Annotated in this window: 10 protein-coding genes; 8 read left to right on the forward strand and 2 right to left on the reverse strand. The window is 65.4% G+C overall.

Going from position 1 to position 10,474, the window contains the following annotated elements; translation table 11 throughout:
- Positions 1 to 275: 275 nt before the first annotated feature.
- Genes BVH03_RS09330 through BVH03_RS09345 form a run of 4 tightly spaced genes read left to right on the forward strand, consistent with a single transcriptional unit; the run spans position 276 to position 4,922 of the window.
- Entirely contained in the window at positions 276 to 743 is a 468-nt protein-coding gene (locus BVH03_RS09330) for a MarR family winged helix-turn-helix transcriptional regulator (RefSeq protein WP_075932429.1), read from the forward strand.
- Positions 743 to 2,188, forward strand: coding sequence for an efflux transporter outer membrane subunit (locus BVH03_RS09335; RefSeq protein ID WP_177344901.1), 1,446 nt, complete (start codon positions 743 to 745; stop codon positions 2,186 to 2,188). Before BVH03_RS09330 ends, BVH03_RS09335 begins: the two co-directional genes overlap by 1 nt.
- Before the next feature lie 9 nt (positions 2,189 to 2,197).
- Positions 2,198 to 3,391, forward strand: a complete 1,194-nt coding sequence (locus BVH03_RS09340) for an efflux RND transporter periplasmic adaptor subunit (RefSeq protein WP_075960899.1) — start codon at positions 2,198 to 2,200, stop codon at positions 3,389 to 3,391.
- A gap of 1 nt (position 3,392) precedes the next feature.
- On the forward strand, positions 3,393 to 4,922 hold the full coding sequence (locus tag BVH03_RS09345) for a DHA2 family efflux MFS transporter permease subunit (protein ID WP_075960900.1): 1,530 nt from the start codon (positions 3,393 to 3,395) through the stop codon (positions 4,920 to 4,922).
- 117 nt (positions 4,923 to 5,039) lie between these two features.
- Here the strand turns inward: BVH03_RS09345 and BVH03_RS09350 are convergent, their stop codons facing one another.
- Positions 5,040 to 5,978, reverse strand: coding sequence for a hydroxymethylglutaryl-CoA lyase (locus BVH03_RS09350; RefSeq protein WP_075960901.1), 939 nt, complete (start codon positions 5,976 to 5,978; stop codon positions 5,040 to 5,042).
- Between the two features lie 110 nt (positions 5,979 to 6,088).
- Positions 6,089 to 7,294, reverse strand: a complete 1,206-nt coding sequence (locus tag BVH03_RS09355; protein ID WP_075960902.1) for a CaiB/BaiF CoA-transferase family protein — start codon at positions 7,292 to 7,294, stop codon at positions 6,089 to 6,091.
- Positions 7,295 to 7,473: 179 nt separating this feature from the next.
- Between BVH03_RS09355 and BVH03_RS09360 the strand changes: the two genes are divergently transcribed.
- The 4 genes from BVH03_RS09360 to BVH03_RS09375 all read left to right on the forward strand — a co-directional run.
- The gene (locus BVH03_RS09360; RefSeq protein WP_075960903.1) at positions 7,474 to 8,391 is read left to right on the forward strand and encodes a LysR family transcriptional regulator; all 918 of its coding nucleotides are present in this window, start codon (positions 7,474 to 7,476) and stop codon (positions 8,389 to 8,391) included.
- An 89-nt stretch (positions 8,392 to 8,480) separates the two neighbouring features.
- Positions 8,481 to 9,485, forward strand: coding sequence for a DctP family TRAP transporter solute-binding subunit (locus tag BVH03_RS09365; RefSeq protein ID WP_075960904.1), 1,005 nt, complete (start codon positions 8,481 to 8,483; stop codon positions 9,483 to 9,485).
- Positions 9,486 to 9,511: 26 nt separating this feature from the next.
- Positions 9,512 to 9,889 (forward strand): VOC family protein, encoded by a 378-nt coding sequence (locus tag BVH03_RS09370; RefSeq protein ID WP_075960905.1) that lies wholly within the window; start codon positions 9,512 to 9,514, stop codon positions 9,887 to 9,889.
- Between the two features lie 269 nt (positions 9,890 to 10,158).
- A partial coding sequence (locus BVH03_RS09375; RefSeq protein ID WP_143485928.1) for a TRAP transporter small permease subunit occupies positions 10,159 to 10,474 on the forward strand: 316 nt, incomplete at its 3' end.

Below are 10,474 nucleotides of genomic sequence, written 5' to 3' on the forward strand. Positions count from 1 at the left end.
TGTGGCTGAAGTAATCCCGGGTGTCGTTTCACTCGACGCCGGGCTACCCGACCGTAGCCTGGGTTGAGCCTGCGAAACCCGGGAACGATCTCGCGCTCACCCCCTCGGCTACACAAATCCCCTGAACCCCACCTGCACTCGACAGTCAGTCTCCTACGGCTGATTATTTCAAAGTATGTCTGTCGTTGATGTCGAGTATTACAAAATGTAATTGGGCTGATCGCTGCCTGGGCAGTAATCTGCAGGGCATTCACTGCCTGGGCAGGTAATTTCTCATGCCGCATTTCGACCGCGAACGTTTTTCGCTGCAGCACTCGCCCGGCCACCTGATCGCGCTGACCAATCAGCTCAAGGATCGCCTGCTGGAGCGCCACCTGGTGGACCACGACGTGACCGCCGCGCAGTTCAAGGTGGTGCTGCTGATCAGCCAGAGCCGCGCCAGCACCCCGGCCGACCTGGTGCGCCTGCTCAGCCTCGACAGCGGGGCGATGACCCGCATGCTCGACCGCCTGGAACAGAAGGGCCTGCTGACCCGCGAGCGCAGCGTCGAGGATCGCCGCCAGGTGCGCCTCACCCTTACCGAAGCCGGCATTGCCCTGGGCGTGCGGGTACCGCAGATCGCCGCCGACGCTACCAACGAGCTGACCGGCTGCCTGACCCGCGCCGAGCTCGACGAACTACAACGCCTGATGAAGAAGATGCTGATGGCCGCCGACGCCTTGCCGCAGCTGCCAGGAGAATGATGAACACCATGCCCTTGCGTACTCCCCTGTCCCTGATTTTCAGCGCCCTGTTGCTGGCTGCCTGTGCCTCGCAGGACGGCCTGCACACCGAAGGCCACACCCTCGACGCCGCCAGCCTGCAAGGGCAGACCTTCACCGGCAACCTGTCGCCGGCAGCCTGGCCGGCGAGCGATTGGTGGAATCGCCTGGGCGATCCGCAGCTCGATGCGCTGATCGCTGAAGCCCTGCGTAGCAACCCGGATCTGCAGGTTGCCGATGCCCGCGCTCGCCAGGCCAACGCCGCGGTGCTGGCCGCCGATGCGCAGCGCCAGCCGACCCTGGACGCCAATGCCGGCGTGACCCGCTCGCGCCTGGCGCGGGTTGACGACCCCAGCGGGCAGGGCAGGCGTTATAGCACCCTGCGCAATCTGTCGCTGGAAGGCGGCTACCACTTCGACCTGTGGGGCGGTGAGCGCGCCGCCTGGGAAGCGGCCCTGGGCCGTGCCCGCGCCAGCGAAGTGGATCGCCAGGGCGCGCGCCTGACCCTGGCCGCCGAGGTGACCCGCGCCTACAACGATCTGGGTCTGGCCTATGCCACCCAGAATCTGGCCGAGCAGGACCTCAAGCGCAGCCGCGACATGCTCGACCTGGCGCGCAGCCGGGTCGATGCCGGCCTCGACAGCGAATACCAGTTGCAGCAGACGCAAAGCCTGGAAGCCGCCGCGCAAGCCAGCCTGACCGCTGCCACCCAGGCGGTCGACAGCGCACGCATTCGTCTGGCGGTGATGCTCGGTCAGGGCCCGGATCGCGGCGCCACGCTGCCGCGCCCACAACTGATCGCTCCGGCGGCAGTGAGCCTGCCGGCCAACGTACCGGCCGAGCTGCTCGGTCGTCGCCCGGATCTGGTCGCTGCGCGCTGGCGTGTGGAGGCCGCTACTCGCGACATCGATGCCAGCAAGGCCGACTTCTACCCCAACCTCAACCTGAGCGTGGCGGCTGGCAGCAAGTCGCTGCTCGGTGATGCGGTGTTCGGTGGCGCCAGCCGCTTCTTCAGCGTCGGCCCGGCGCTGAGCCTGCCGATCTTCGACGGCGGGGCACGCCGCGCTGCCCTGGCCGGTCGCAATGCCGACTACGACGTGGCCGTGGCTCAGTACAACCAGACCCTGATCGGCGCCCTGGGTGATATCGGCGACGGCATCAGCCGCATCCGCTCCCTGGAACAGCAGATCGAGCAGCAGCAGCGGGCCCGCGACATCGCCCGCAGTTCTTACGACATCGCCATGCAGCGCTACGCCGATGGCATCGGCAATTACCTCGATGCGCTGAGCGTCGAGCAGCAACTGCTGCAGAGCGAACGGCAACTGGCCAATCTGCGTGCCGAGCGTATCGACGCCTCGGTGCTGCTGATGCAGGCCCTCGGTGGTGGCTTCGAAACCGCCGCTCCGTCTTCCACTTCCGCACGCTGAGTACTTGTCATGACCGACTCTCAAGCCACTCCTGCCGCCGCCAACTCGGGCAAGCGCAAACGCCTGCTGATAGGCCTCGCGGTCATCGTCGTGCTGTGCAGCGCGGCCATCTTCGCCTACCACGAACTCTACGGGCGCTTTTACGAAGAGACCGACGACGCCTACGTAGGCGGCAACCTGGTGCAGATCACCCCGCAGATCACCGGCACCGTCACGCGCATCGCCGTGGACGACGGCGACTACGTCGAGGCCGGCCAGCCCCTGGTCTGGCTCGACCCGGCCGATACCGAAGTGGCCCAGCAGAGCGCCGAGGCCAACCTGGCGCGCACCGTGCGCCAGGTGCGCGGGCTGTACAGCAACGTCGACAGCTACAAGGCCCAGGTGGCCTCGCGCAAGATCGACGTGCAGCGTGCCAAGGCCGATTACCAGCGCCGCGTGACCCTGGCGAGCAAAGGTGCGATCTCCCGAGAGGAGTTGGCCCACGCCCAGGACACCCTGAACAGCGCGCAGAGCGCCCTGACCTCCGCCCAGCAGCAACTGGACACCAACCAGGCACTGGTCGACGACACCGTGATCGCCTCCCACCCGGACGTGAAGAGCGCCGCCGCGCAACTGCGCCAGGCCTTCCTCAACAACGCCCGCAGCACCCTGGTGGCGCCGGTCGGCGGCTACGTGGCGCGCCGCTCGGTGCAGGTCGGCAGCCGCATCCAGCCAGGCACCGCGCTGATGGCCGTGGTGCCGCTGCACGAGGTGTGGATCGACGCCAACTTCAAGGAAACCCAGCTGCGCGAGATGCGCATCGGCCAGCCGGTGACCGTCGAGGCCGACCTGTACGGCGATGACGTGACCTATCAGGGCCACGTGGAAAGCCTCGGCGTCGGCACCGGCAGTGCTTTCTCGCTGCTGCCGGCGCAGAACGCCAGCGGCAACTGGATCAAGATCGTGCAGCGCCTGCCGGTGCGCATCCGCCTGGATGACGAGGCGCTGGAAAAGCACCCGTTGCGCATCGGCCTGTCCACCACGGTAACCGTCGACCTGCATGACCAGAGCGGCGCCCAGCTGACCAACCAGATGCCCAAGGAGGCGCGTTTCAGTACCACGGTTTACGACGCTCCGTTGGGCCAGGCCGACGTGCTGATCGAACGCATCATCCACGACAACGGTCCGCAGAGCAGCAGCGCCGCCCCGGCGAAGCAGGGCTGACATGAGCGACGCCAATTTCCGCCCGGCCAGCATGTTGCTGGCCACCATCGGCATCTCCCTGGCGACCTTCATGCAGGTGCTCGACACCACCATCGCCAACGTCGCCCTGCCGACCATATCCGGCAACCTGGGTGTCAGTTCGGAGCAGGGCACCTGGGTGATCACCTCGTTCGCCGTGTGCAACGCCATCGCCTTGCCGCTGACCGGCTGGCTGGCGCGGCGCTTCGGCGAGGTGAAGCTGTTTCTCGCTGCGGTGGTGCTGTTCGTGATCACCTCGTTCCTGTGCGGCATCGCCCGCTCGATGCCCGAACTGGTGGTATTCCGTGCCCTGCAGGGGCTGGTCGCCGGCCCGCTGTACCCGATGGCGCAGACCTTGCTCCTGGCGATCTTTCCCAGCGCCAAACGGGGCATGGCCCTGGCGTTGCTGGCAATGGTCACGGTAGTGGCGCCGATCATCGGGCCGATCGCCGGCGGCTGGATCACCGACAGCTACAGCTGGCCGTGGATCTTCTTCATCAACGTGCCGATCGGCATCCTCGCCACCCTGGTGGTCTGGACGCAGATGCGCAACCGCCCGGAAACCACCGAGCACCAGCCCATCGACTACGTCGGGCTGATGCTGCTGGTGCTCGGCGTCGGCGTGCTGCAGGTGGTGCTCGACAAGGGCAACGACCTGGACTGGTTCGAGTCGACCTTCATCCAGATCGGCACCGCGATTTCGGTGGTGTCGCTGGTGGCGCTGGTGATCTGGGAACTGACCGACAAGCACCCGATCATCAACCTGCGCCTGTTCATGTACCGCAACTTCACCTTCGGCACACTGGCCCTGGTGCTCGGCTATTCGGGCTTCTTCGGCATCAACTTGCTGCTGCCCCAATGGCTGCAGACCCAGCTGGGCTACACGCCGATCTGGGCCGGGCTGGCAGCGGCGCCGATCGGCATCCTGCCGCTGTTCCTGTCGCCACTGGTGGGCAAGTACGCCCACAAGTTCGACCTGCGCCTGCTGGCCGGCGGCTCGTTCCTGGTGATCGGCGCCTCGTGCTTCATGCGCGCCTCGTTCAACACCGAGGTGGATTACCGGCACATCGCCGAGGTGCAGGTGTTCATGGGCCTGGGGATCGCGCTGTTCTTCATGCCGACCACCAGCATCCTGCTTTCCAGCCTGCCGCCCAAGGACATCGCCGACGGCTCGGGCCTGGCCACCTTTCTGCGCGTGCTGGGCGGCAGCTTCGCCTCGTCGCTGACTACCTGGATCTGGCACCGCCGGGAGATCTACCACCACGCCCAGCTGACCGAGCACGTCACGGCCTATGACCCGGCCACCCACCAGTACCTGGAACAGCTCGGCGGCGCCTCGCAATCGGCCTATATGCAGATCGACCGGGTGGTGGAAAGCCAGGCCTACATGCTTTCCACGGTGGACTACTTCACCCTGATGGGCTGGCTGTTCTTCGGCCTGATCCTGATCATCTACCTGGCCAAACCACCGTTCTCGGCCAAGGGCGCGGCTGAGTCTGGCGGCGGGCATTGATGACTGACTGCATGCAGGCGTCGTGGTGAACCTGTCCGGGTAGCCTGGGTTGAACGACGTGATACCCGGGGCTGGTTTCCTGGGTATCGCTGCGCTCAACCGCAGGCTACGGACGAATTATCGGGCGTTGCCTTCACTCATCCATTTCGGTTTCGGATAACGACGGTCCGACTTGCCGGCCCTGAGGATCGCGCCAGGTACGTCGTGGCCGATCAGCTCGGGCAGGGTCGCGGCGGCTTCGAGCAGGGCGTCGAGATTCACCCCGGTCTCCAGACCCATGCGCTGGAACATGTGCACCAGGTCTTCGGTGCAGATATTGCCGCTGGCGCCGGGTGCGTAGGGGCAGCCGCCGAGGCCGCCGAGGGAGGCGTCGAAGCGGTCGATGCCGGCGCTCAGGGCTGCCAGGGCATTGGCCAGGCCCATGCCTCGGGTGTTGTGAAAGTGCGCAGTGAACACTGCTTCGGGCCAGCGCTGCAGCGACGTGCGGCAGATGCGTTCGACCTGCGCCGGGTCGGCCATTCCGGTGGTGTCGCACAGGGTCACGCCCTGCACGCCGATCTCCAGCAGGCGCTCGGTCAGCTCATGCACGCGAACCTCGGGCACCGCGCCCTCGAACGGGCAGCCAAAGGTGGTCGACAGCGAAGCGTTAATGAACACGCCGCTGCCGCGGGTGACCTCGATGATTTCGCGAAACTGGGCGAGCGACTGCTCCGGCGTCATGCGCAGGTTGGCCAGGCCATGGGTGTCGCTGGCCGACATCACCAGATTGATCTCATCCACGTCGCAGGACAGCGCCCGCTCGCAGCCGCGCACGTTGGGCACCAGCACGGTGTATTCCACGCCTGCAACGCGCCGGATGCCGCGCATCACCTCTTCGGCATCGCGCAGATTGGGGATCGCCTTGGGCGAGGTGAAGGAGGTGACCTCGATCTTCGCCAGGCCGGTTTGCGACAGCCTGTCGATCAGGGCGATCTTGGCGTCGGTGGGCACGAAGCTGGCTTCGATCTGGAAGCCGTCACGGGTGGCGACGTCCTGGATATAGAGGCGTTTGGTCATGGGCAGATCCTGATTGTGTCGGGTGCGTAGCCCAGGTCGAGCGCAGCGATACCCGGGAAGGTGTCCTGGGTATCGCGCTGCTCAACCCAGGCTACCGGTCATGGTTGACGTCAGATAATCCCGCGCTCGCGCAGGCCGGCAACTTGTTCGGCGCTGAGGCCAAGCCCGGCCAGAATGTCCTCGCTGTGCTCGCCGAGCTGCGGGCCGCCTGCGCCGATGCGACCTGGCGTGCGGCTGAGTTTGGGCAGCACGCCCGGCACCTTCAGTGGGCCGACGGGGGTTTGCACCGTCTCGATCATCTGCCGTGCCAGGTAGTGGGGGTCCTGCACGATATCGGCGGCGGTGTAGGGATAGCCGGCCGGTACGCGGGCGCCCTTGAGCGCTTCGATCACTTCGTCGCGGCCACGCCCGGCCGTCCATTCGCCAATGGCGCCGTCGATCAGCTCGGCGTGCTGGCTGCGCCCGTCGTTCTGCGCCAGGCGTGGATCGTTGCCCAGATCGTCACGGCCGATCAGGGTCATCAGGCGTTTGTAGATGCTGTCGCCATTGCCGGCGATCAGCACGTAGCTGCCGTCGCTGCACGGGTAGGAGTTGGACGGCGTGATGCCGGGCAGGGCGCTGCCGGCGGGCTCGCGGATATAGCCGAAGGCGTCGTATTCGGGTACCAGGCTTTCCATCATGGCGAACACCGACTCGTACAGCGCCACGTCGATCTCCTGGCCTACGCCGCTGCGTGCCCGCTCCTGCAGGGCCAGCAACACGCCGATCACCCCATACAGCGAGGACAGCGAATCACCGATGCTCACCCCGACGCGCACCGGCGCCTGTCCGGCATAGCCGGAGAGGTGGCGCAGGCCGCCCATGGCTTCGCCGATCACGCCGAACCCGGGCAGGTCACGATAGGGGCCGGTCTGCCCGTAGCCGGATATGCGCAGCATGATCAGTCGCGGGTTGAGCGCCTTCAGCGCGTCATAACCCAGGCCCCAGCCTTCCAGCGTGCCAGGGCGAAAGTTCTCCACCAGAATGTCGGCCTCGGCCACCAGCTGGCGGACGATGTCCTGGGCTTCGGCCTGCTTCAGGTCGAGGGTCAGCGAGCGCTTGTTGCGCGACTGCACGTGCCACCAGAGCGAGGTGCCGTCCTTGATCTTGCGCCACTTGCGCAGCGGGTCGCCGACGCCAGGCGGCTCGATTTTGATTACGTCGGCGCCGAATTCGCCGAGCAGCTTGCTGGCGAACGGGCCGGCGATGAGCTGGCCCATTTCGATGACCTTGAGGCCGGCCAGGGCCATGGGTGCAACGGTTGTATTGGCAGGCATGTGCGGCTTCCCGATGACTTGGGTCTGATGGCGCCGAGCATCGCCCACCACGCGGCTCGCCGCAATCAGTCAATCGTCAAGTCTGGCTTCGTGCGACGCGAAGGCATATGGTGCCGCTATCGGTTCGATGGCCCTGTCGCGGGCCACCTTCTTTCGCCAACCACGAAGCGGAGCCCGCCATGCGCGTGGATTTCACCACCCTCAAGTTATTCGTCGCCATCGCCGATGAGCGCAGCCTGACCCGCGCCGCCGAGCGCGAACACCTGGCGCTGGCGGCGGTGAGCAAGCGCGTCAGCGACCTGGAAGCGCACTTGCGCACGCCCCTGCTGTACCGCCAGCCCAAGGGCGTTGCGCTGACGCCGGCCGGCGATGCGCTGCTGCACCATGCGCGCAACCTGCTGGACAACATCCAGCACATGCAGGCCGACCTCAGCGAGTTCAGCGAGGGCATCAACGGCCACGTACGCATCCACGCCAACACCTCGGCAGTGATCGCCTTTCTGCCCGAGGACCTGGCGGCCTTCAGTGCCCAGCACCCACAGATTCGCATCGACCTGGAAGAGCGCGTCAGCAGCGAGATCATTCACGCGGTGCGCGAAGGGTTGACCGATATCGGCATCTTCGCCGGCCACGTACAGGCCGCTGGCGTGCAGGTGTTTCCCTACCGCCATGACCGCCTGGTGCTGGTGGTGCCGAGCGAGCATCCGCTGGCGGCCCGCGAGCGGGTGACCCTGTCGGAAACCGTCGGCTACGACTTCATCGGCCTGCAGAAGGAGGCTTCGCTGCACAGCCTGCTCAGCGAAGCCGCGCAGCAGGCGGGCGTACACTTGCGCGTGCGCATCCAGGTGCGCAGCTTCGAGGCCATCTGCCGGATGATCCATACCGGGCTGGGTATCGGCGTGCTGCCAGAACAGGCGGTACGTACTTATCTGCCAAGCATGGCGGTACGTGCGGTGGCGATCGCGGATGCCTGGGCGGTTCGCGAGCTGAACATCTGCGTGCGCCAGTACGACAGCCTGTCGCTGATCGCCCGGCAGATGGTCGATCACCTTGCCTTCGGCAATGGCGAAGGCAGGCTTGGCCAATCAAGAATGTAGTCGGCTATGGGGCTCAAGTAGAGTTCGTGGCGAACAAAGGCATCCGGTGGGCCAGGCCCGCCGTACCAATAACAACAGGAGATCGCCTCATGTCCCGCTTGCTCCGCCGCAGCCTGTCCTGCGTGCTGTTGTCCACCGCCATGGCCTTCGGCGCCGCCGTTGAGGCCGAGGAAATCGTCATCAAGTTCGCCCATGTCGCTTCCGACCAGACGCCCAAGGGGCAGGGCGCGCGCATGCTGCAGAAGCTGGTCAAGGAGCGTCTGGCCGGCAAGGCGCGGGTGGATGTCTACCCGAACTCCTCGCTGTTCGGTGATGGCAAGGAGATGGAAGCGCTGCTGCTCGGCGACGTGCAACTGCTGGCGCCGGCCCCGGTGAAGCTGGAGAAGTACCAGCCGCGGGTGCAGATATTCGACCTGATGTTCCTGTTCGACAACTCGGCGGCCTCGCAGCGTTTCGAGCAATCGCCAAAAGGCCAGGAGCTGCTGCACAGCCTGGAGAACAACGGCATTCTCGGCCTGGCCTACTGGCTCAACGGTATGCGCCAGTTCACCGCCAACAAGCCTTTGCACGTACCAAGCGACGCCCGTGGCCTGAAATTCCGGGTACAGCCTTCCGACCTGCAGGCCGCGCAGATCAGTGCTCTGCGCGCGGTACCGCGCAAGATGGCCTTCGCCGAGATCTACCAGGGCCTGCAGACCGGAGTGATCAATGCCTCCGACAACCCATGGTCGAACATCTACAGCCAGCGCCACTACGAGGTGCAGCAGTACATGATCGAGTCCAACCACGCGGTCGGCAATTACATGCTGATCACCAATGCCAAGTTCTGGAACGGCCTGCCCGAGGACGTGCGTGGCGAACTCAAGACCATCATCGACGAGGTCACCGCCGAGGTGAATCGCCAAGCTCTGGCGCTCAACGAGAAGGACAAGCAGCAGATCCTCGCCGGCGGCAAGCACGAGCTGATCGTGCTGACCGACGAAGAGCGCGCGCAATGGCGCGAGGTGATGCGGCCGATCTGGAAGGAGTACGAGGGCAAGATCGGCAGCGATCTGATCGAGGCGGCTCAGGCCGCCAACGCAGCCGGCCGGTAAATTCACCATCGAAAACGGAGGCCGCCATGCTCGACCATTTGGATCATCTGGTACTGACGGCTACCGACGCCGACGCGACCACGCACTTCTACGTCAGGGTTCTGGGCATGCACCTGGAGACTTTCGGCAATGGCCGCAAGGCGTTCTGCTTCGGCAGTCAGAAGATCAACCTGCACGTGCGTGGCCAGGAGTTCGAACCCAAGGCTCATTTGCCGGTACCGGGGGCGCTGGATCTGTGCTTTATCGCCAGCCAGCCTCTGGATCAGGTGATCGCGCACCTGCAGCGGGTTGGCTGGCCGATCATCGAAGGGCCGGTCATGCGCACCGGCGCCACCGGCCCGATCCGATCGGTGTATCTGCGCGATCCGGATCTGAATCTGATCGAGATAGCCGAGTTGGTGTGAGGGGGTGTTGTCGCGATCGAATTTTGGGAGCGGGCCATGCCCGCGAAAATCGCGGGCATGGCCCGCTCCCACAGGATGGAGAAATGACAGCCCCCAGCACTTGCTAGCCGCTGGATTTCCCCGCACGGATGCCTCCAGCTCTTTGCTCTGACAGCCTATTCGCCCAGGCCGAAGGCCGCGTTTACCAATCGTGAATATTCGCCTCGCCAGGCCGGGGTTAGAGTCGGCTGGCCAAAACAATTACAACAACCCTCCTTGGGAGACCGCTGATGAATGCGTTGCAGCGCCTATGGAATCGCCTCGAGGAAGCCGCTGTGGCGTTTCTTCTCGCGGCGATGACCCTGGTCACCTTCTCGTACGTGGTGTTCAACAACCTCTACGGTGTTTTCTACGCCCTGGGCGATACGCTGCCGTTCGGCGGCGATGCCATGTTCGCCATCGGCGACGGCATCCTCTACGTCGCCCAGGAAATGACCTGGAGCGTGGCCCTGACCAAGGCCATGTTCGGCTGGCTGATCTTCGTCGGCCTGGCCTGGGGCGTGCGCATCGGTGCGCACATCGGCGTCGACCTCTTGGTGCGCCTGT

The organism is Pseudomonas sp. PA15(2017) (assembly GCF_001945395.1).
GTDB lineage: Bacteria > Pseudomonadota > Gammaproteobacteria > Pseudomonadales > Pseudomonadaceae > Aquipseudomonas.

Excerpts from the sequence above, each read along its gene's own strand:
- BVH03_RS09365 (WP_075960904.1), top strand. The coding sequence starts at position 8,481 with ATGTCCCGCTTGCTCCGCCGCAGCCTGTCCTGCGTGCTGTTGTCCACC.
- BVH03_RS09350 (WP_075960901.1), bottom strand. The coding sequence starts at position 5,978 with ATGACCAAACGCCTCTATATCCAGGACGTCGCCACCCGTGACGGCTTC.
- BVH03_RS09340 (WP_075960899.1), top strand. The coding sequence starts at position 2,198 with ATGACCGACTCTCAAGCCACTCCTGCCGCCGCCAACTCGGGCAAGCGC.
- BVH03_RS09330 (WP_075932429.1), top strand. The coding sequence starts at position 276 with ATGCCGCATTTCGACCGCGAACGTTTTTCGCTGCAGCACTCGCCCGGC.
- BVH03_RS09370 (WP_075960905.1), top strand. The coding sequence starts at position 9,512 with ATGCTCGACCATTTGGATCATCTGGTACTGACGGCTACCGACGCCGAC.
- BVH03_RS09360 (WP_075960903.1), top strand. The coding sequence starts at position 7,474 with ATGCGCGTGGATTTCACCACCCTCAAGTTATTCGTCGCCATCGCCGAT.
- BVH03_RS09355 (WP_075960902.1), bottom strand. The coding sequence starts at position 7,294 with ATGCCTGCCAATACAACCGTTGCACCCATGGCCCTGGCCGGCCTCAAG.
- BVH03_RS09335 (WP_177344901.1), top strand. The coding sequence starts at position 743 with ATGAACACCATGCCCTTGCGTACTCCCCTGTCCCTGATTTTCAGCGCC.
- BVH03_RS09345 (WP_075960900.1), top strand. The coding sequence starts at position 3,393 with ATGAGCGACGCCAATTTCCGCCCGGCCAGCATGTTGCTGGCCACCATC.